The 20032-nt window shown below is 69.3% G+C and carries 16 protein-coding genes; 9 read left to right on the forward strand and 7 right to left on the reverse strand.

The window, feature by feature from the left end; genetic code table 11:
- Nucleotides 1-135 precede the first annotated feature (135 nt).
- The 6 genes from araB to ACFVYN_RS13480 form a co-directional block, all read right to left on the reverse strand.
- Nucleotides 136-1797, reverse strand: coding sequence for a ribulokinase (araB, locus tag ACFVYN_RS13455; protein WP_389996973.1), 1662 nt, complete (start codon nucleotides 1795-1797; stop codon nucleotides 136-138).
- Nucleotides 1798-1888: 91 nt separating this feature from the next.
- Nucleotides 1889-3934: an RICIN domain-containing protein gene (locus ACFVYN_RS13460; protein ID WP_389996976.1), complete on the reverse strand. Its 2046-nt coding sequence runs from the start codon at nucleotides 3932-3934 to the stop codon at nucleotides 1889-1891.
- A gap of 105 nt (nucleotides 3935-4039) precedes the next feature.
- Complete coding sequence (locus tag ACFVYN_RS13465; protein ID WP_389996979.1) at nucleotides 4040-5545, reverse strand: alpha-N-arabinofuranosidase; 1506 nt, start codon at nucleotides 5543-5545, stop codon at nucleotides 4040-4042.
- 69 nt (nucleotides 5546-5614) lie between these two features.
- Nucleotides 5615-6529: a carbohydrate ABC transporter permease gene (locus ACFVYN_RS13470; RefSeq protein WP_389996982.1), complete on the reverse strand. Its 915-nt coding sequence runs from the start codon at nucleotides 6527-6529 to the stop codon at nucleotides 5615-5617.
- On the reverse strand, nucleotides 6526-7521 hold the full coding sequence (locus tag ACFVYN_RS13475; RefSeq protein ID WP_389996985.1) for a carbohydrate ABC transporter permease: 996 nt from the start codon (nucleotides 7519-7521) through the stop codon (nucleotides 6526-6528). The genes ACFVYN_RS13470 and ACFVYN_RS13475 overlap by 4 nt, the downstream gene beginning before the upstream one ends.
- Before the next feature lie 94 nt (nucleotides 7522-7615).
- The gene (locus ACFVYN_RS13480) at nucleotides 7616-8971 is read right to left on the reverse strand and encodes an ABC transporter substrate-binding protein (RefSeq protein ID WP_389996988.1); all 1356 of its coding nucleotides are present in this window, start codon (nucleotides 8969-8971) and stop codon (nucleotides 7616-7618) included.
- 475 nt (nucleotides 8972-9446) lie between these two features.
- Here ACFVYN_RS13480 and ACFVYN_RS13485 point away from each other — a divergent pair, with 475 nt between their 5' ends.
- From ACFVYN_RS13485 to ACFVYN_RS13495, 3 genes are all read left to right on the forward strand, one after another.
- On the forward strand, nucleotides 9447-10514 hold the full coding sequence (locus ACFVYN_RS13485) for a LacI family DNA-binding transcriptional regulator (protein ID WP_389996991.1): 1068 nt from the start codon (nucleotides 9447-9449) through the stop codon (nucleotides 10512-10514).
- 79 nt (nucleotides 10515-10593) lie between these two features.
- Nucleotides 10594-11889: an alpha/beta hydrolase gene (locus tag ACFVYN_RS13490; RefSeq protein ID WP_389996993.1), complete on the forward strand. Its 1296-nt coding sequence runs from the start codon at nucleotides 10594-10596 to the stop codon at nucleotides 11887-11889.
- Nucleotides 11890-12012: 123 nt separating this feature from the next.
- Entirely contained in the window at nucleotides 12013-12840 is an 828-nt protein-coding gene (locus ACFVYN_RS13495) for a hypothetical protein (RefSeq protein WP_389996996.1), read from the forward strand.
- A 39-nt stretch (nucleotides 12841-12879) separates the two neighbouring features.
- Here ACFVYN_RS13495 and ACFVYN_RS13500 read toward each other — a convergent pair whose 3' ends face one another.
- On the reverse strand, nucleotides 12880-13449 hold the full coding sequence (locus ACFVYN_RS13500) for a TetR/AcrR family transcriptional regulator (RefSeq protein WP_389996998.1): 570 nt from the start codon (nucleotides 13447-13449) through the stop codon (nucleotides 12880-12882).
- A gap of 259 nt (nucleotides 13450-13708) precedes the next feature.
- On the opposite strand from ACFVYN_RS13500, the gene ACFVYN_RS13505 reads away from it, so the two are divergent.
- The 6 genes from ACFVYN_RS13505 to ACFVYN_RS13530 all read left to right on the forward strand — a co-directional run.
- Nucleotides 13709-13987 carry an NUDIX domain-containing protein gene (locus tag ACFVYN_RS13505; RefSeq protein WP_389997307.1) on the forward strand — a complete coding sequence of 93 codons (279 nt, stop codon included), beginning with the start codon at nucleotides 13709-13711 and terminating at the stop codon, nucleotides 13985-13987.
- 439 nt (nucleotides 13988-14426) lie between these two features.
- Nucleotides 14427-14750: a hypothetical protein gene (locus tag ACFVYN_RS13510; protein ID WP_389997000.1), complete on the forward strand. Its 324-nt coding sequence runs from the start codon at nucleotides 14427-14429 to the stop codon at nucleotides 14748-14750.
- A gap of 3 nt (nucleotides 14751-14753) precedes the next feature.
- Nucleotides 14754-16040, forward strand: a complete 1287-nt coding sequence (locus ACFVYN_RS13515) for a putative T7SS-secreted protein (RefSeq protein ID WP_389997003.1) — start codon at nucleotides 14754-14756, stop codon at nucleotides 16038-16040.
- 17 nt (nucleotides 16041-16057) lie between these two features.
- A complete protein-coding gene (locus ACFVYN_RS13520) occupies nucleotides 16058-16750 on the forward strand; it encodes a hypothetical protein (RefSeq protein WP_389997006.1) in 693 nt (230 codons plus the stop codon).
- Complete coding sequence (locus ACFVYN_RS13525) at nucleotides 16747-17376, forward strand: hypothetical protein (protein WP_389997009.1); 630 nt, start codon at nucleotides 16747-16749, stop codon at nucleotides 17374-17376. The genes ACFVYN_RS13520 and ACFVYN_RS13525 overlap by 4 nt, the downstream gene beginning before the upstream one ends.
- A 218-nt stretch (nucleotides 17377-17594) precedes the next feature.
- A partial coding sequence (locus ACFVYN_RS13530) for a molybdopterin oxidoreductase family protein (protein ID WP_389997012.1) occupies nucleotides 17595-20032 on the forward strand: 2438 nt, incomplete at its 3' end.

Genomic DNA, 20032 nt, shown 5'->3' on the forward strand with positions numbered 1-20032 from the left:
TCGGCGATGTTCCTGGACTGCTGGGCGACCTGACGCAGGACGTCGTCGCCGTACAGGCCCTGGCTGCCGGTCAGGAACCAGATCTCCTGGCCGGAGTGGGCGGTGGCGTTGTTAGTGTCCATGAGGGTTTTCCTTTCAGGAGGAGGCGGAGACTTCGGTGCGCAGGCGGCGCAGGCGGCGCATGACGTCGTTGGTGCCGCGGCCGAAGTAGTCGTGCAGCAGCCGGTACTCGGCGTAGAGACGGTCGTAGGCCGCGGCGCGTTCCGGGTCCGGCTGGTAGACGCCGCGGTCGGCCTTGCCCATGGACCGGGCGGCGGCCTGGATGTCGGGGTACGCCCCGGCCGCCACCGCCGCGTGCATCGCCGCACCGAGCGCCGGGCCCTGGGTGGAGCCGATGACGCCCAGCGGGCGGCGGGTGACGTCGGCGTAGATCTGCATGAGCAGTGCGTTCTTCGTCAGCCCGCCGGCGACGATGAGCTCCTCCACCGGCACGCCGGCGGCCTCGAAGGCGTCGATGATGGTGCGGGTGCCGAAGGCGGTGGCCTCCAGCAGCGCCCGGTAGACGTCCTCGGGGCGGGTGGACAGCGTCTGGCCGATCAGCAGGCCGCTGAGGTCGTGGTCGACCAGCACCGAGCGGTTGCCGCTGTGCCAGTCCAGGGCCACGAGTCCGTGCTCGCCCACCTTCTGCCGGGCGGCCAGCTCGGTCAGGTACTCGTGCGCGGACTGCCCGGCCGCCGCGGCCTTCTCGGCGTACTCGGCGGGGAACCCGGTGCGGACGAACCAGCCGAAGATGTCGCCGACCCCGCTCTGCCCGGCCTCGTAGCCCCACAGGCCCGGCAGGATCCCGCCGTCCACGACACCGCACATGCCCGGCACCGTGCCGAGCTGGTCGGAGCTCATCACATGGCAGGTGGAGGTGCCCATGATGGCGACCATCTGGCCGGGCTCCACGGCCGCTGCCGCCGGGGCGGTGACATGCGCGTCGACGTTGCCGACACAGACCGTGATGCCCTCGGGCAGTCCCGTCCAGGCGGCGGCCTCGGCGGTCAACGTCCCGGCCGGGTCGCCGAGCTGGCCGATCGAATGGTCCAGCTTGTCGGTGACGAAACCGGCGAAGTCCGGGTGCAGGGCGCCCAGATAGGCGGGCGACGGGTAGACCCCGTCCTGGTACTGGCCCTTGTAACCGGCGGTGCAGGCGTTGCGGACGTACGTGCCGCACAGCTGCCACACGATCCAGTCCGCCGCCTCCACCCACCGCTCCGTACGGCGGTAGATCTCCGGGTCCTCCTCCAGGAGCTGCAGAGCCTTGGCGAACTCCCACTCCGAGGAGATCTTCCCGCCGTAGCGCTGGAGCCACGGCTCCTTCATCTCGGCGGCCAGCGCGTTGATCCGGTCGGCCTGGCCCTGGGCCGCGTGGTGGCGCCACAGCTTGACGTAGGCGTGCGGGCGGGCGGTGTACTCGGGCAGCTCGCACAGGGGGGTGCCGTCCGCGAGCGCCGGCAGGACCGTGCAGGCGGTGAAGTCGGTGCCGATGCCGATGACCTGCTCGGGCGCCACACCGGCGCGGGCGAGGGCCTCGGGTACGGCGGTGCGCAGCACGTCGATGTAGTCGGCGGGCACCTGAAGGGCCCAGTCCGGGGGCAGCCGGGTGCCGTCCGGCAGCTCGCGGTCCAGGACCGCGTGCGGATAGACGTGCTCCGCCGACGCGAGCTCCTCGCCGTCACGGACGCGGACGACTACGGCACGGCCGGACAGGGTGCCGTAGTCGACACCCACGACGCAGGGTTCCTCGGGCATGGCGCCCCACCTTTCGTTCGACATCTCGATCGCTGTTCGGGATCTAGGGCAGAGGATAAGGGGTCCGGCCTCGGCCGGACCCCCCGAGGGATCAGTTGATCCGCACGACCTGCCACAGTTCGTCATCGGCGCCGTTGTCCGCCGACTGCACGATCAGCGCGCCGTTGGCGGTGGAGGCCGAGGCGACGTCCGCCACCAGGCCGCTGCCGGAATTGACGAGCTTGTAGTAGCCGCCTCCCGCGTCCGTGAGCGTCCACTGCTGGGAACTCGCGGTGGACGACGCCTTCTGGACGACGGCCGCGCCGGCCGAGGTCGAGCCGTTGCTGTCGAGGAACAGACCGCTGTTGACGTTCTTCACGGTCCACGCCCCGCCGCTCTGCGACGTGAACGTCCACAGCTGGCAGTTGTTGGCGGTGTTCACCCACTGGCCCGCCTGCTTGCCCGCGGTGGTGGAGGCGCCGGGGATCTCCAGGAGCTCACCGCTGTGCTTGTTGACCAGGCGGTACTGGCCGGTGGCCAGGTTCGGCAGGGCGGTCTGGGTGAGGTTCCAGCGCTGGCAGGCGCAGCCGGTGTCCGCCCACTGTCCGGCGGCGGTGCCGACGGCGGTGGAGGCGCTGGGGATCTCCAGGTACTTGCCGCTGATCCGGTTGGTGGCGGTGTAGCCGCCCGCCGGGTTCGGGGCGATCGCCCACTCGTGGTCCAGGGTGCCGTTGTCGTCCCACTGCACGACCTTGGCGCCGTTGGCGGTGGACTGGTTCGTCACGCCCAGCACCTTGCCGCTCGCCACGTTGAAGATCTTGAAGTAGCCGGACGTCTGCTGGACGAACTTCCACTTCTGGTCGCTCGCGTTGTCGGCGTTCTGCTGGGTGGCGCCCAGGCCGTTGGTGGTGGAGCCGCCCGCGATGGTCAGGAAGAGATGGCTGTTGGCGTTCGACGCCGTGTAGGTGGCACCGTCCGAGATGCCGCCGCCCAGGTCGATCGTGCCGTAGGTGATCGGGTTCAGGCCGGTGCTGGTGAGGTGGCCGCCGCTGAGGACGAGCAGGCTGTGGCCGTCGGCCAGCGGAAGCAGACCGCGGCTGTAGCCGCCGGGGACGGTGGAGGCGATGCGCGTCCAGGTGTTGGCGGCGCCGTTCTGCGTGTTGAGGAACAGGTCGTCGCTGCTGTTGGCGCTGACGACCAGGGTGCCGTTGGCGCCGCCGGTCGGCAGCCAGGTGATGTACGGCGAGCTGGTGGGCACGGTGCCGTCGGTCGCCTTGAGGGCGATGCCGGTGGCGGAGCCGAACGCCTCCGGGTTGGCGGAGATCTTGTAGTAGACGGTGAAGCCGCCCTCGGGAGCACCCCAGAACTCGTACGTCATCACGTAGTTGCCGTTGGGCAGCTTGGCGACGACGGGCATGCCCGGACGGTCGCCGTACGTCGACGTCGCCACGTCGTCGACCACGGAACCCCAGGTGAGACCGTCCGTGGAGACCTGGTGGACGATCTTCTGGCCGTGGTTCGGGTCGCGCTGGTCGGAGTAGTACGCGATCAGCTTGGAGCCCGACACCATCAGGAACGGCTCCCACACCGGGGTCTTGCCGTTGCTGGGGTCGGCCTCGCCGCCGGTGGCGATGGAGCTGACGTACGACCAGCTGACGCCGTGGTCGGTGCTGGCGTACAGGTCGAGTTCGGTCGTCGACAGGTCGCTCGGGATGGAGTTGCCCGCGGCGAGGATCGTGCCGGCCGGGAAGTTGCCGATCTGCGTGGGCAGCTCGTACAGGAACGGCTGGTAGCGGTTTCCGAAGCCGTTGTGAGTGTCGCTGATGCTGGAGATCTGCGTCCAGCTGTTGCCGTTGTCGGTGCTGCGGTAGACCGGGAAGACCGGGGTGCCCGAGCTGTACTGCTCGAACGTGGCCAGCAGCGTGCCGTTGGACGATCCGCTGTACTGCAGGCGCACGGCGCGCGGGTAGAGCGAGCCGGGCGAGGGGGCGTTCGACGGCGGGGTGTACATCGTCTGCGAGGCGCGCGAGACGGCGTGCGCCGGACCGGCGGCGGGCAGGACGAGGGCGACGGCGGCTGCGAGCAGGGCCAGCAGCAGCGTGATCGCCTGGGTGCGGGGTATGGCGCGGTGTCTGGCGCCTTCCCTGATGGTGGACATGGGCGGCTCCCGAGGAATGTCCGGAAAAGAGGGGGATAGTGCGGGGCCCGCCGCTCCCGGGAGAAAAAGGGGGGAGTCGGGAGCGGCGGGTGTCAGAGGGGTGGGTCAGCCGGCGCGGCGCAGCCGGATGACGTTCCAGGAGACGGGCGGCAGGCTCGCGGTGAGGCGGCCGTCGGTGACCGAACCGGCGTCGGCGGCGTACGGCCGGACCCGGTCGGGGTCGTCCTGGGTGTTGGCGGCGCGGACGTCGGGGTCGCTGAGCACCGAGTGCTCCACCAGCACGTGACCGGGGAACGCCCGTAGGTCCAGGGCGAGTTCGACGTTGTCTCTCTGGTGCCGGTTGATCGCGAACACGGTCAGCTCGTCACCGTCGTGGGTGGCCACGGCGTCCACGACGGAGACCTCGCCGAACCTCTTCGTCTCGTACACCGGCGCGACCGGCTCCACCCGCAGGACCGTGCCGCGGGCGTGCCGGGCCGCCTGGGCGAAGGGGTGGAAGGTGGTCTGCCGCCAGCTCGGGCCGCCGGGCTCGCTGCGGATCGGGGCGATGACGTTGACCAGCTGGGCGAGGCAGGCGGCGGTGACCCGGTCGCTGTTGCGCAGCAGGCTGATCAGCAGTCCGCCGACCACGACGGCGTCGGCGACGTTGTACTCGTCCTCGATCACCCGGGGGGCCACGGCCCAGTCGGTGGGCTTGCCCTGCGCCTCGAAACGGGTGTTGTACCAGACGTTCCACTCGTCGAAGGAGAGGTTGATCCGCTTCTTCCTGCCCAGCTTGGCCCGTATGTGGTCGGCGGTGGCGACCACCGACTCGACGAAGTGGTCCATGTCGACGCCGGAGGCCAGGAAGCTGCCGAGGTCGCCGTCGAGCTCCTCGTAGTAGGCGTGGCAGGAGATGTAGTCGACCTGGTCGTAGGCCTCCTCCAGGACGGTGGCCTCCCAGGCGCCGAAGGTCGGCATGGAGGAGCTGGAGCTGCCGCAGGCGACCAGTTCGAGGCCGGGGTCGACCATGCGCATGGCCCGGGCGGTCTCGGCGGCGATACGGCCGTACTCCTGGGCGGTCTTGTGACCGGTCTGCCAGGGGCCGTCCAGCTCGTTGCCCAGGCACCACATGCGGATGCCGAACGGGTCAGGGGCGCCGTTCTTGATCCGCTGGTCGGACCACGCGGTCCCGCCCGGGTGGTTGCAGTACTCCAGCAGGTCGAGGGCCTCCGCCACGCCCCGGGTGCCGAGGTTGACGGCCATCATCGGCTCGACGCCGGCCTTCTCTGCCCAGCGCTGGAACTCGTGCAGACCGAAGGCGTTGGTCTCGGTGCTGTGCCAGGCGAGGTCCAGGCGGGTGGGGCGGTCGGCGACCGGGCCGACGCTGTCCTCCCAGCGGAAGCCGGAGACGAAGTTGCCGCCGGGATAGCGCACGGCGGTCACGCCCAGTTCGCGCACCAGGTCCAGGACGTCACGGCGCAGGCCGTCCTCGTCGGCGGACGAGTGGCCGGGCTCGTAGATGCCGGTGTAGACGCAGCGGCCCATGTGCTCGACGAACGAGCCGAAGGTCCGGGGGCTCACGTCGGCGACGCGGAAGGCGGGGTCGACGGTCAGGGAGGCGTGCAGCATGGAGGTCGCTCCGGGAGGTGCGCGAAAGGGAGGGGGGTGCCTGGGAAGGAAAGATGCCTGCGAGGAGGGCTACTTGAGGCTTCCGACGGTCAGGCCGCCGCGCCAGTACCGCTGGAGGAGGAGGAAGGCCACGATCAGCGGGATGATCGCCACCAGGGAGCCCGCGATCACGAGGGTGAACAGCGCGTTGGCACCGGACTGGATCAGCGCCCCCTGGTACCAGGACTGCAGGCCGACGGTGAGCGGGAACAGCTTGTCGTTGTTCAGCATCACCAGCGGCAGGAAGAAGTTGTTCCAGGTGCCGACCATGGAGAACAGCAGCACCGTCACCAGCGCCGGCTTCAGCGTCGGCAGCGCGACGGACCACAGCACGCGCAGCTCTCCGGCGCCGTCGACCCGGGCCGCCTCCAGCAACTCGTCCGGCAGGAACTCCTGCACGTACACCCGCACCAGGTAGACGCCGAACGGGTTCAGCAGCGAGGGCAGGATGACCGCCCACATGGTGTTGGTCAGCGCCACCTTGCTCAGCAGCAGATAGGTGGGGATGGCCAGCGCGGTCGCCGGGACCATGATGGCGCCGAGCAGGCTGGAGAAGAGCAGGCTGCGGCCGGGGAAGCGGTACTTGGCGAAGGCGTACCCGGCGAGGGTCGCCACGGCGGTGGCGCCGACACCGCTGACGCCGGCGTAGATCGCGGTGTTGCCCATCCAGCGCAGGTACTCGCCGTCGTTGTAGGTGAACAGCTGCCGGAGGTTGGTGAAGAAGGCGCCCGGCTGGTGGAACCACAGGGCCGCGGTGGAGAACAGGGCGTCGTTGTTCTTGGTGGCGGCGACGACCAGCCACCAGAACGGCAGCAGGAAGTACAGGATCATCGCCACCATCACCGCGTTGACGGTGACGCGTCCCTTGGCGGAGGACGTACGGCGGGGCGCCGGGACGGCGACGGTGACGGCGGGGGCGGGGGCGGGGACGGCGGCGGTGGTCACTTCAGTCCGCTCCTTTTGCGCGCGGCGAACAGGAACAGGTAGGAGCCGATGAAGACCACCGCTCCCAGGGAGAAGGAGATGGCGGCGGAGTAGTTGAACTCCGAGTACTGGAAGGCGAGGTTGTAGGCGTAGAGGTTGGGCGTGTAGTCCGGGGTGATCACGGAGGACGCCGTCGGCTCCAGCACCCGCGGCTCGGTGAAGAACTGCAGGGTGCCGATGATGGTGAACATCAGGGTGAGCACCATGGCCGAGGAGATCATCGGGATCTTGATGCGCAGGGCCGTCTGGACCTGGCCCGCGCCGTCGAGCTTGGCCGCCTCGTAGACCTCGCGGGGCAGGCCCTGCAGGGCGGCGTACAGGACGATCATGTTGTAGCCGGTCCACTGCCAGGTCACGATGTTGCCGAGCGAGGTCAGCATCAGGCTGTGGCCGAGCAGGTCGATCCTGCCCGTGCCCAGGGCGTGACTGAGGGAGTTCACCGGGCCGAAGGTGGGGCTGTAGAGGAAGCCCCACATCAGGGCGCCGATCACCGCGGGGACGGCGTACGGCATGAACAGCGTCATCCGGAAGACCTTGGCGAGCTTGCTGGAGACCTCGTCGATGATGAGGGCGCCGAGCAGCGCGAGTCCCAGCATCACCGGGATCTGCACCAGGCCGAAGACCGCCACCCGGCGCACACCGGACAGGAAGTGCGGGTCGCTGAAGGTCTGCCGGTAGTTGGCGAACCAGCTGAAGTGGTCACCGCCGACCAGGGTGGAGGTCCTCAGGCTCAGCCAGAAGGCGTAGGCCAGCGGGGCCACCAGGAAGGCCGCGAAGAGCAGGCCGAACGGGGTGATCAGCAGCAGGCCCATGGCCTGGTGGCGGGTGCGGGCGGACAGCCCCCCGGTCCGGCGGCCGGCGCTCCCGCCGGTCCCCGGGACGCGAAGTCCCTTTCGGGGAACGGCACTTGGGGCTACGGCCGGTGCGGGTCCCTGCTGTCGGAGCAGGCTCATCACATCTCCTTGCGCGTCTTACGGAGCCCCCGCCGGCGGGCGGTGCGACGCGCGGGCGCCGGCGGGGGCAGGGGGAGTCGGGGACTCGGGCCGGTTACTTGCCGACCTTGAATCCCTGCTTGGCCGCGTAGGAGCTCACCTGCTGCTGGACGCTGTCGTTCACGGACGACCAGGCGCTCTCGCCCTGGACGGCCTTGCCGACCTCGCTGGTGTCGGTGTTGTAGGCGTAGTCCTGGAACGGGCTCCAGTCGAAGGTCCCGATGCCGTTCGCGGCGGGCACGAACACCTTGTTGATCTGCTGGCCGCCGAAGAAGTCGTACTTCTTGTCCTGGAAGTACGCCCCGTTGAGGATCGGGTTGACCAGCGGGAACAGGTAGGCCTGGTCGATGCCGATCTTCCAGGCCGCCTGGGAGGTGCCGAAGAGCTCCCGGGCGACCTCGGTGGCCTCCTTGGGGTGCTTGGTCTGCGAGGTCACCGAGAAGCTCGAACCGCCCCAGTCGCCCTGGTCGTTGCCGCCCGCCGTCCACTGCGGCAGCGGGGCCACACGCCACTTGCCCGCGGTCTTCTGGGCGACGCTGGAGAGGTAGCCCGGACCCCAGCCGGCCGCGATGTAGGTGGCGTACTTGCCGGTGCTGAGCCCGTTGTAGAAGTCCGTGGTGGCGTACGACTGGGTGTCGACCAGCTTGTTCTTCACCAGGTCGCCCCAGTAGTCGTACACCTTCTTGGAGCCGGCGTCGTTCAGGTTGATCCCGATGTCCGGCAGCTTGCTCGCCGAGTAGGTGTAGGGGCGGGAGCCGGCCTGCCACATCAGGCCCTGGCGCCAGCCGGCGGCCGTCTCGTCGCTGCCGAAGTCGGTCATGTACGCGCTGGGGTCGGCCTTCTGCAGCTTGACGGCCTCGTCCTTGTACTCCGCCCACGTGGTGGGGACCTTCAGCTTGTACTTCTTGAAGAGGTCGGCGCGGTACATCATCGCCATCGGGCCGCCGTCGACCGGGATCGCGTAGACGTGGTCGCCGTCGGAGGCCTGCTTCCAGGCCCAGTCGACGTAGTTGCCCTTGTCGGCGTTGGCGCCGTACTTGCCCATGTCGAGCAGGCCCTTGGTGAGCTGGATGGTGGGCAGCTCCTGGAACTCCAGCATGACGACGTCGGGGGCGCCCTGGCCCGCCTTGAGCGCGGTCTTCAGCTTGGTGTACTCGTCCTGGCCGACGCCCGCCTGCACCCAGTCGACCTGGACGTCCTTGTGGGTCTTGTTGAACTCGGCCACGACCTGCTTGAACTGCGGGTACCAGGCCCACACCTTGATGTGCACCGGGCCGCTGCCCGTGGTGCCGCTGCCGCTGCCGCCGCCCGACCCGCAGGCCGCGAGGAGCACGCCGGCGAGGGCGGCGGAGGTCGCCGCGACCGCGGTCCGCCTGAGGGAACGGGACGTGGGCCTTCTGGTGGAGGACATGAGAAATCTCCTGGATGTGGTGCCCGAGGGCAGGGGCGAGGGAGGCAGGACGGGGGTACGCCGGACACAGGGGTCGGCGAGGAGGGCCGAGGGCATGCGGGGACCGCGGCTGGGTGAGGGCGGCGTCAACCGGCGCGGGAGGGTGGGCGCTTGTGACGTCGGTGAAATGGAGCGAGAGCTCGGTGATCAGCGCACGGGCGCCGTCAGACCACCACGAGTAAAGAGTGAAGCCCTGTCAGGGCCGGTGCGGCTCCCGGTCCCTGAGTGGTGGCTCTTCCCACTGCGGCTCCTACTGGTCCGGTCCGCGACGCGGTGACGTCACGGTCCCTGGGTTCCCGACCCGGCTGGATCAGGCCCCCTTCTGCTACGCTCTGCAGCGCTGCAAAAGTGTTAACCGAGAACTTGCCGCGCTGCAAGAGGTAACCCACAAGAAACTTTCAGCGCTGAAAACGGCATCCGGGACGAAGGTGGACATATGGCAAGAGGCGTCACACTACGCGACGTCGCGGAGCTGGCCGGCGTCTCCAGCCGGACCGTGTCCAACGTGGTCAACGGCTACGCGCCGGTCTCCGAGGCCATGCGTGCCAGGGTCCAGAAGGCCGTCGACGAGCTCGGCTACCAGCCCAACGTCCTGGCCCGCAACCTCGCCTCCGGCCGCTCGGGCCAGATCGCGGTGGTGGTGCCGTACCTGGACACGCCCTACTTCGCCGAGCTGTCCCAGGGCATCATCCGGGCGGCCCGGGTGCGGGGCTACAACGTCCTGATCGACCAGACCGACGGCGACGCCGAGCACGAGAGGCTCTTCCTCAGCCGCGGCTCCCAGCAGCTGCTGTTCGACGGGGTCATCTTCAGCCCCCTCGGGCTGGCCCAGTCCGAGCTGGGCGACCGCGACGCGAACCTCCCGCTGGTGGTGCTCGGGGAGCGGGTGAGCGACGGCGGCTTCGACCACATCGGCATCGACGACGTCACCGCCTCCCGGGAGGCCACGGAGCATCTGCTCGGCCTCGGCCGGCGCCGCGTCGCCGCGATCGGCGACCAGCCCTACCGCACCGGTGAGGCGGCCCAACTGCGCACCCAGGGCTACCGGTTGGCCCACGAGCGGGCCGGCATACCGGTCCACGAGGAACTGGTCATCTCCACCCCGCGCTTCAACCGCTCCGACGGCGCGAGCGCCATGGCCCACCTGCTCGACCTGCCGGAACCGCCCGACGCGGTCTTCTGCTACAGCGACCTGGTGGCCCTGGGCGCCCTGCACACGCTCGCCGCCCGGGGGTTGCGTGTCCCCGAGGACATCGCCGTCGTCGGCTACGACGACATCGAGGACGCCCGCTACTCGAACCCGCCCGTCACGACCGTCTCGCCGGACAAGAAGATGATCGCCGAGACGGCGGTGGCGCGGCTCCTCAAGCGGATAGGCAGCTCGTCCCCGGTCCCGGGCATGGAGATCCGGGCCCCGCACCGGCTCGTCCCGCGGGCGAGCACCATGGGGCGGCAGGCGGGGGGCGCGGCCGAGTGGGCGGTATCACCACCCCTTTTGCACTAATTGGGGAACGCGGAGGATTCCAGACCCCTCCTTCTGTGTGAAGGAAACCGCACAGGTAGGAAATCGGGGATCATCCGGTATGGGTCTGACCAGCGAGACGACCGTGTATGTGATGGTGGCACTCGCCGCCGTGTGTGTGGCACTGCTGGTCTGGTGGTGGCCACGGTTCGCCCGGCAGGGGCTGCTGCAGGTGCTCGGACGCCTGGTGGCCCTCGGGACCACGCAGGTGGTGATCCTCGCCGCGTTCGCGTGCTGGCTGAACTCGTCGTACCAGTTCTTCGGATCCTGGGGCGAACTCTTCGGCCACGTGGAGACGGCCCCCGTCGGGGTGACGCAGGCGGGGGACTACGGCACCGCCGGTGCCGGGACGGTGGACGGTGTCACCGTGAAGGGGGCGCTGGTCCAGCCCGCCACCGACGAGCAACTGCGCCGGGTCAGCGGCCTGCCCACCGGCCCCGCCGCGGTGAACGGGCGGGTGGAGTCGGTGAAGGTCATCGGCCGCCGTACGGGCGTGGTCGACCCGGCGTTCGTCTACCTCCCGCCGCAGTACTTCCAGAAGGCGTACAAGCGCCAGCGCTTCCCGGTGATCGTCGCGCTCAGCGGCTACCCGGGCAGCATCTTCAACCTCGCGCAGTATCTGCGGGTGTCCCAGACGGCCGGGGCGCTGCAGAAGAGCGGTCAGATGCAGCCGACGATCATGGTGATGATCCGGCCGACGATCGCCCCGCCGCGCGACACCGAGTGCGTGGACGTGCCGGGCGGTCCGCAGACCGAGACCTTCCTGGCCAAGGACCTCCCCGACGCCCTGAAGTCCGCCTACCGGATCGGCCACGACGCCAGCGCGTGGGGGGTCATGGGCTACTCCTCCGGCGGCAGCTGCGCCCTGCAGCTGACGATGCGCGATCCGCACGTGTACACGACGGCCGCCGCCCTGTCGCCCGACTACAAGGTCAAGGACGACCCCACGACCGGCAACCTCTTCGGCAACGGCCCGGACCGCACCGAGCGGATCAACGGCCACGACCTGATGTGGCGGCTCAAGCACCTGCCCGTCCCCGAAGTCTCCGTCCTGGTGGCCGAGAGCAAGCACGGCGAGCGCGGTTATCCGCAGACGCAGGCCTTCATCAAGGCCGTCAAGGCGCCCATGCGGGTCGTGTCGATCCAGCCCGGGCACGGCAGCCACAACTTCCCGACCTGGGTGCAGGAGATGCCCCCGGCCCTGAAGTGGATGAACCAGCAGCTGACGTTCCCCCAGGACGTGGTGCCCCGCCACCACAAGAAGGGCACGGTGGTCGCCGATCCTCCGAAGCCCGGTCACGACCCCCTGCGCGCCGACGGCCCGGAGCCGACGCCGACGGCGAGGACGCGCAGGTAAAGCTTGCCCCGGCCATCTGCGGCCGTCTGCGGCCGTCTGCCGGGAAACTCAACCACCAGAACACCAAAAACTATGGCAAAGCAGTCTGGGAACAAGGCAGTTGACCATGTCATCGTGCGGGCCATGACGACACCGCACCTCCTTGGCGACCTTGGCGACCTTGGCGACCTTGGCGACCTGGACGACCGGTCCCGCCGCACCCCGCACCCGATGGCGAACAAGGTGCCCGAAGTGACGGCATTCTTCTGGATCATCAAGGTGCTGACCACCGGCATGGGAGAGACGGCGTCCGATCTCCTGGCCCGCGTGCTCGGCCCGGTCCCGGCGGTCGCCGCCGGCGCCGTCGCCCTGGTGGCCGCACTGGCCGTCCAGCTGACCGTCCGTCGTCACATCGCCTGGGTCTACTGGACCGCCGTCGTCATGGTCAGCGTCTTCGGCACGATGGCGGCCGACGTCCTGCACGTCGGCCTCGGCGTCCCCTACGCCGTCTCGACCCCGGCGTTCCTCGCCGTCCTGGCCGCCGTCTTCGGCCTCTGGTACGCGAGCGAGCGCACTCTGTCCATCCACAGCATCCGCACCCGCCGACGCGAGACGTTCTACTGGGCGGCCGTCCTCGCCACGTTCGCGCTCGGCACCGCGGCGGGCGACCTCACCGCCACCGCCGGCCTCGGCTACCTGGGCTCGGTCCTCCTCTTCGCAGCCGCGATCTGCGTGCCCGCGCTGGCTCACCGCTTCAGCACCCTGAACGCGGTGACCGCCTTCTGGGCCGCGTACGTCATCACCCGACCCCTCGGCGCCTCGCTCGCCGACTGGATGGCGGTGAACCGCTCCCGCGGCGGCCTCGCGCTGGGCCTGGAACCGGTCACCCTGGCGTGGACACTCGCCATCCTGGGCCTCGTCGCCTACCTGGCCGTGTCACAGCGCGAGGGACGTGGGCCCGCGGCGGCCTGACCCTCCCTGCGGAGGGGCGGTTGGCGGCCGTCGACCAGGTCAGCGGACGCCCGCGGCGTCGAGCAGGGTGGTCACCGTGGGGGCGACGAGCCCCGGGAGCTTGTCGGCTCCGATTCCCGCCCGTGCGCTGGCCCCGTCGAAGACCAGACTGAGCTGCCGGGCCAGCAGGTCGGGATCGGCCGCCCCGCCCTGCTCGGCCTCGGCGCGGAAGTAGGAGGTCAGGTTCTCCTTGACCCGGTGGGCCACCCGGCTCGCGGGATGGTCCTGATCCTTGAGCTCGATCTGCGCGGCCAGGTAGGGACAGCCGTGGAACTCGGGCGCGGCCGACTGTGATTCCACCTGCGCGAAGACGTGCAGGATCCGCTCCCGGGGCGAACGCTTGTCGTCCGCCGCGGGCAGGAGGGTCGCCACGTAGGCGGAGGTGCGCTTCTCCAGACTCGCCGCGAGCAACTCGTCCTTGCTCTCGAACAGCTGGTACATGGAGCGCTTCGACACCCCCGCCGCCTTGCACAGCGCCTCGACGCCGATGTTGACACCGGATCGGTAGGTCAGCGCGGCCGCCGCATCCAGCAACCGCTCTCGGGGACTGGGCTTCGCTTCGGTGGTCATACTGCGAGGTTAACTCGATCCGGACAGAATGAAAACTGATCGGTTTCCATGGGTGTCGGCTGGGGAGGGCTTTCCCGCCGGTGGTCCGTTGGTGGGCCGGGGGCATGGTGAGGTGTCCGACTTCACGGATCCACTGCTCGTGGTCGACAACCGCGGCAACGCCCTGGTCGCGTTGGCCCGCGGCGCAGAGGAGGCACCACCGCGTGACGCGCCGCTGCCGGCGTCGCTGGTCTCCCTTTGGCACGCCGACTGTGTCCTCATGGTCTTCGATCGGTGTCGCCGCCACTGGGAACTGCCCGGTGGGCGTATCGAGGACGGGGAGTCTCCTCGGCAGGCGGCCGCACGCGAGTTGTCGGAGGAGAGCGGTCAGGTGTCACGCGGGCCGTTCCGGTTCATCGGATACGCGGGCCGGTCGGGCCAGGTGTTCACCTCCCTGGATGCCCACCTGGCCCGATCGGCCCGTCCCGCGAATGAAGTGCACCACTGTCTGTGCCGACCTCGGGGAGCCGGTGATCACCAACGAGGCCGTCCGCCGTGAGACCGGCTCGGGGCCGGGTCTGTCGGGCGCCCCGTTTCATGGCCGATGCGTCCGGCCTGGGCGCGGTCGAGGACCTACGGCGCTGGATGGGCCGGTGACGTGTCGTGCCGGAGGTCAGGGGAACGATCTGGGCTCCGTCCCGTCCGGTACCACGCGCCGGACCCTCGCCCTTTCCCCTGCCGACGCGGTGAGCGTGGCGCTCTCCGCCGACTACGCCGCCAGGCGCTACGCCCGACGGGTGGGGTGAGGGGTCGCCTCCCGCAATGGACGAGGTCAGAGCTCACCGCTGTCGGCTGCCCAGCGAACTCACGGTCACCGGCCCGAAGTTGCTGGTTCGCAGGGGGAACGACGGCAACGCGCCTTTGCCCGTACTTTAGTCTGGGGGCGCGCCGACAACACAATGGGAACGTCTGTCGCAATCGAAGAAGGGGGTCGCCTCATGGCGGATGAATTCAAGGTCGACCTCGGCCAATTGGACTCTTTTGGCCGGGTGTTGAAGCAGTCCGTTACCGATCTGGAGGAAGCGCGCAAATCGCTCTCCGCTGTCAGCGCCGAACAGATCGGAACTCCGCGGCTGGACGAGGCGTGTGAAACCTTCCAGAACAAGTGGAAGTACGGAACAGGCCAGTTGAAGGACATGATCAAAGCGGTGGACGAGGGCGTGGAAAAGACCGCGCTGAGCTACAAGCAGTTCGAGGAGAACCTCTCGAAGGCCCTCAAGAAGATGGAAGAGACCAACGCCGCGAATACCGGGGGGAAGTAACCGGTGGCCGACAACCCCTACCCGAGCCTCGGCTGGAACCCGGTGCCCGGCGTACCCGAGCAGGTCACCTCCCTCCACCGCAAGGTGAAGTCCGCGGCCGAGACCCTCAACAACTGCCACCGTCAGATCGAGTATCTGCTCGGAGCGAGTTCCGGCTGGCAGGGAGACGCGGCGAGCGCGTTCCGCGACACGCTGGACGGCGACCTCAAGACCGCCATGAGAAACGCCGGGCAGTCGCTCGAGAAAGCCGCTGCGGCCCTCGGCACATGGGAAGGCGACCTCACCTCCCACCGCGACCTGGCCAAGAAATACGACGATGCCGCGCGCGAGAACAAGGCCGACGCCGACAAGGCCCGGACCCGTTACGACCAGGCCAAGGCGAACCCGGACCTCAAGCTCGCCGGCAAGGAATACCCCAGCCAGGCGGAGGCGGACGCCGCGACGGAGCGCCTGCGTACCGCCGAGCGCGAACTGAACGAGGCCACCAGTCACCTCAACAGCGCCAACACCGCCTACAACGAGGTCATCGCGAAGGCGAAGGAGCTGGAGGGCACCCACACCGACGCGGCCGAGGCCGTAGCCCGCACCCTCGACGAGGCCGACGACAAGCTGGCCCCCAAGGAGCCGGGGTGGTTCAGCAAGACCCTCAGCGCCATCGGTGAAGGCCTCAAGGCGGTCGGCGAGTTCCTCGTGGAGCACGCCGGCACGATCGGCGCCATCGCCGGACTGCTGGCCCTGCTCCCCACCCCGCTGGCGCCGGTCTTCGCGGGCATCGCGGTCGCGGCGAGCGCGGTGTCCATGGCCAAGAACCTTGCGAGCGAGGACTTCAGGGACTCGTTGAGGGGGGAATACGGCCTGAAGGAAGGTGTGTTCGCCTATGCCTCCATGGGCGGTGACGCCCTTGGCATGGTGCCCGGTGTCGGCGCCCTCGCCAAGGCCGGCAGCGAGGCGGGTCTCGCGGCGGCCGTTGCCCGAGAAGGCGGGGAGGCCTTGTCGCTGGGCTCGAAGCTGGGCACGTTCGGCAAGGAAATCGTGCCCGCCTTCAGCTACAAGGCTCTCGACGTGGCGACCTCCCCTGCCACCGGAGCACTCCAATACGGCATCAACGGCGTCAACGTGGCGGCGAACATGGCGTCGTCCCTGGAAAGCCTGGACGTGTTCCCGAAGAACGGCCCTGGACACGACGCGTCCGAGATCACCAAGGGTGTGGCTGCTTCGACCGGACTGAAGGGCGGAGCAGCCGAGCTCTTTATGGGTATCGGCGAATTCATGAGCGGTGTCCGCCTGTGAATGGATTGCGTGACACGATGCAGGCCGAGCGGAAGCCGGAATTTTGGTACGGGCTACCCTACGGATATCTCCAACTGGACCTCCAGCCGTCACCTGAGGGCATTCAGGAGGTGGCCCGGCAGCTCAAGGCACTTCCCGATGACGTGCGGGACCGCGCGGATCAAGTGTTCCGCCTGTACGCCATCGTCCTGACGATGCTGCGGAGCCAGGCCGTCATGGGGTGCGCGCTCGGTATGCACCCGGACGATCGCGGCGGCTCCACGCTGTCCGTGCTCACGGTCTCCACCGTCCCGACTTCGGGAGCGCACCCTGAAGCCGTCCTCCTCCAGATGCTGGGGGACAGCGGGACGGGGCCGGACAACGGCATCGTGCCCGTGGAGCTGTCCGCGGGCACCGGGTACCTGTGGGAGACGGAACGAACCACGGTCGCGCCGACAGCTCCTCCCGCCGGTCAGGAGGGCCCCGCGGAGGGGACCGTCTGGCAGGGCACGGTGGCGATCCCCGTTCCTCGCACCTCGTCGATCATCACCGTGCAACTGGTCACCGCGTCGGTGGAGCTCGCCGACGACTACCGAGGCGTGCTGCTCGGCGTCGCGCGTACGGTGACGTTCGAAGACCCGGCAGCCCCAGCCCCGGTCGAAGCGGACAACGCTCCCGGACCGTTCTCCGACTCCGGCTCGGGGGCAGAGGAAAGGAGCCCGTTCGGATGACAGAGCCAGACAGGCGGAGAGACAATCTGGTGTCGAACACCCCGCCTGCGCCGTACGCGACCGACGGAACAGACTTCCGGGGCGCGCTGCGATACCACTACGTCGTCGCGCTGAAGAAATTCCTCAAGTTCTTCCCGGTGTTTCTGCTGCTGTGGATCCAGCTGTTCGTTTTCAAGCTCGACTATCTGCTGCCAGTGGGAATCATCGGGTTCCTCGGAGCTATGTGGACACTGATGATCTTCGGCAGTCGCATGATCCGGGTGTCGAAGTGCTGGCGGATCTTCCGGGTCTACCCGCTCGAATTCCGTACCCCGGTCGAGAAGTACGGCATGGAGTCGACCCACACGCTCTACCTGCGTTTCGGAGATCAGGGCGGCACCCCCTTCACGCTCCGCGCGAGCAACACCATGTTGCGTGGTCGGTGGCCTGCCGGCATCACCGATGGTGTCTGGTACGCGGGTGACGAGCCCTTCGGCGGCGCGTTCATCGTGCCGGGCGGCGGTGAACTGCTCTTCCAGCAGCCCAAGGACTGGGCTGAGGCGGAGGAGTACCGGAACAGCGCCGGACTGGAGCGCATCGAGAAAGCGGGGCGCGCGGGCATCAAACGCCCCGCTCATTTCAAGTAGGCCGCCGGGCGGACGGAGCGAACGGGTCCGGAGGGTTCACCTGCGGGCCCGTTCGTTCGTACGGGATTCCGTGAGGGCCTGCTCGGAGTGAGACGTTCGTGGCCCCCGATGGCGCAGCTCGGCGTTAGGCGACCGTGGCGGAGGGTACCGGTGAGACGCGGTGTCGCCGTGTCGTGGCAGGTGGCGGGGAGCGTTGGGGGGTTCACAGGGAGGCGGACATGGATGCTTCGGTGGACCGGATCGCCCGGCCGTGGGGAAGCCGTACTCCGTACGGCCGGCATGAGCCGTGGCCCGACCGCGTGGACACCTTCCTGGAGGAGGGCGTCGACCAGGGCACAGTGCAGCGGTGGGTGCAGGCCGCGTCGATCCTGCACTCCGACGGGGACGCGATGGACATCGCGGTGGTGGACGGCCGCATTGTGGGTGTCCGCGGCCGTGCGCAGGACCGGGTCAACCATGGCAGGCTGGGCCCCAAGGACCTCTTCGGCTGGCAGGCGAACGCCTCGGCGGACCGGCTGACGACACCGCTGATCCGGCAGGACGGCCGGCTCGTGCCGTGCGACTGGGACACCGCGATGCAGCGGATCGTCACCCGCTCCCGGGAGCTGCTGGACGACCGCGGCCCCGGATCGATCGGCTTCTACACCAGCGGGCAGCTGTTCCTGGAGGAGTACTACACGCTCGCGGTGCTGGCGAAGGCCGGGATCGGCACCAACCACCTGGACGGCAACACCCGCCTGTGCACGGCCACCGCCGCCGAGGCGCTGAAGGAGTCCTTCGGCTGCGACGGACAGCCCGGCAGCTACGACGACATCGACCACGCCGACGTGATCGCGCTGTTCGGACACAACCTCGCCGAGACGCAGCCGGTGCAGTGGATGCGCGTCCTCGACCGGCTGGAGGGCGCCGACCCGCCCCGCCTGGTGTGCGTCGACCCGCGCCCCACCCAGGTCGCGCGCAGGGCGGCCGTACACCTGGCTCCGCGGCTCGGCACCAACGTGGCCCTGCTCAACGCGCTCCTCCACGAGATCATCCGTACCGACCGCGTCGACCACGACTACCTCGCCGCCCACACCGTCGGCTTCGACGAACTCGCCGCCCAGGTGGAGAAGTGCACCCCCGCGTGGGCGGCCGCCATCTGTGACGTGCCGACCGCCCTGATCGGTGAGGCCGCCGAGATCCTCGGCACCGCCGACCGGCTGCTGTCCACGGTGCTGCAAGGGGTCTACCAGTCGCACCAGGCCACCGCCGCCGCCGTACAGGTCAACAACCTGCACCTGATCCGCGGCATGCTCGGGCGCCCGGGCGCGGGCGTGCTGCAGATGAACGGCCAGCCCACCGCCCAGAACACCCGCGAGTGCGGAGCCGACGGCGACCTGCCGGGGTTCCGCAACTGGCAGAACGACAGCCACGTCGCCGACCTGGCGAAGGTGTGGAACGTCGCACCGGAGACGATCCCGCACTACGCCCCGCCCACCCACGCGATGCAGATGTTCCGCTACGCCGAGCAGGGCTCGATCCGCATGCTGTGGATCAGCGGCACCAACCCCGCCGTCTCCCTGCCGGAGCTGTCCCGCATCCGCTCGATCCTGGAGCAGGAGCGTCTCTTCGTCGTCGTCCAGGACCTGTTCCGCACCGAGACCGCCCAGCTCGCCGACGTCGTCCTGTCCGCCGCCACCTGGGGCGAGAAGACGGGCACGTTCACCAACGCCGACCGCACGGTCCACCTGTCCGACAAGGCCGTGGAACCTCCCGGAGAGGCCAGGCCGGACCTGGACATCTTCCTCGACTACGCGGCCCGCATGGACTTCCGGGACAAGGACGGCGGCCCGCTGATCACCTGGCACGACCCCGAGTCCGCCTTCGAGGCGTGGAAACGCTGCAGCGCCGGCCGGCCCTGCGACTACACCGGCCTCAGTTACGACAGGCTGCGCGGCGGGACCGGGATCCAGTGGCCGTGCAACGACAAGGCCCCCGACGGCACGGAACGCCTCTACACCGACGGCATCACCTGGGCCCACCCCGACGTCTGCGAGAGCTACGGCAAGGACCTGGTCACCGGCGCCTCCCAGGAGGTCGTCGAGTACCGCTCCCTCAACCTCGACGGCAGGGCCATGATCAAGGCGGCCCGGTATCAGCCGCCCCACGAGGCGCCCGACGACACCTACCCCTTCCAGCTGACCACGGGCCGTACCCTCTACCACTTCCACACCCGCACGAAGACCGGACGCGCGCCGCAGTTGAACGCGGCGGCCCCCGACGTGTGGGTGGAGGCGTCCGCCTCCGACGCGGCCGGACTCGGACTGCACGAAGGGGATCTGGTCGAGGTGACGACGCCACGCGGCGCCGTACGGGGGCGGCTGCGCGTCACCGACATCCGCCCGGGACTGCTGTTCGTCCCCTTCCACTACGGCTACTGGGACACCAGGGCCGGGCACGCCCCGGACGGCGACACCCCCGCCCGCGCCGCGAACGAGACCACCGTCACCGACTGGGACCCCGTCTCCAAGCAGCCCCTGTTCAAGACCGCCGCGGCCGCACTGCACCGCGTGGCACACGCCGACGGTCACACAGCCCCGGCGCCGACGACCACCGCGTCCGCCCCCGCCCGCGCCGACTCCGTACCCGCCACGACCGGCGGCCCCTCCGCCCTGGC

Source organism: Streptomyces sp. NPDC058307 (assembly GCF_042880295.1).
Classification (GTDB): Bacteria; Actinomycetota; Actinomycetes; order Streptomycetales; family Streptomycetaceae; genus Streptomyces.

Excerpts from the sequence above, each read along its gene's own strand:
- ACFVYN_RS13465 (WP_389996979.1), bottom strand. The coding sequence starts at position 5,545 with ATGCTGCACGCCTCCCTGACCGTCGACCCCGCCTTCCGCGTCGCCGAC.
- ACFVYN_RS13460 (WP_389996976.1), bottom strand. The coding sequence starts at position 3,934 with ATGTCCACCATCAGGGAAGGCGCCAGACACCGCGCCATACCCCGCACC.
- ACFVYN_RS13505 (WP_389997307.1), top strand. The coding sequence starts at position 13,709 with ATGGTCTTCGATCGGTGTCGCCGCCACTGGGAACTGCCCGGTGGGCGT.
- ACFVYN_RS13510 (WP_389997000.1), top strand. The coding sequence starts at position 14,427 with ATGGCGGATGAATTCAAGGTCGACCTCGGCCAATTGGACTCTTTTGGC.
- araB (WP_389996973.1), bottom strand. The coding sequence starts at position 1,797 with ATGCCCGAGGAACCCTGCGTCGTGGGTGTCGACTACGGCACCCTGTCC.
- ACFVYN_RS13520 (WP_389997006.1), top strand. The coding sequence starts at position 16,058 with ATGCAGGCCGAGCGGAAGCCGGAATTTTGGTACGGGCTACCCTACGGA.
- ACFVYN_RS13485 (WP_389996991.1), top strand. The coding sequence starts at position 9,447 with ATGGCAAGAGGCGTCACACTACGCGACGTCGCGGAGCTGGCCGGCGTC.
- ACFVYN_RS13495 (WP_389996996.1), top strand. The coding sequence starts at position 12,013 with ATGACGACACCGCACCTCCTTGGCGACCTTGGCGACCTTGGCGACCTT.
- ACFVYN_RS13500 (WP_389996998.1), bottom strand. The coding sequence starts at position 13,449 with ATGACCACCGAAGCGAAGCCCAGTCCCCGAGAGCGGTTGCTGGATGCG.
- ACFVYN_RS13490 (WP_389996993.1), top strand. The coding sequence starts at position 10,594 with ATGGGTCTGACCAGCGAGACGACCGTGTATGTGATGGTGGCACTCGCC.
- ACFVYN_RS13475 (WP_389996985.1), bottom strand. The coding sequence starts at position 7,521 with ATGAGCCTGCTCCGACAGCAGGGACCCGCACCGGCCGTAGCCCCAAGT.
- ACFVYN_RS13480 (WP_389996988.1), bottom strand. The coding sequence starts at position 8,971 with ATGTCCTCCACCAGAAGGCCCACGTCCCGTTCCCTCAGGCGGACCGCG.
- ACFVYN_RS13525 (WP_389997009.1), top strand. The coding sequence starts at position 16,747 with ATGACAGAGCCAGACAGGCGGAGAGACAATCTGGTGTCGAACACCCCG.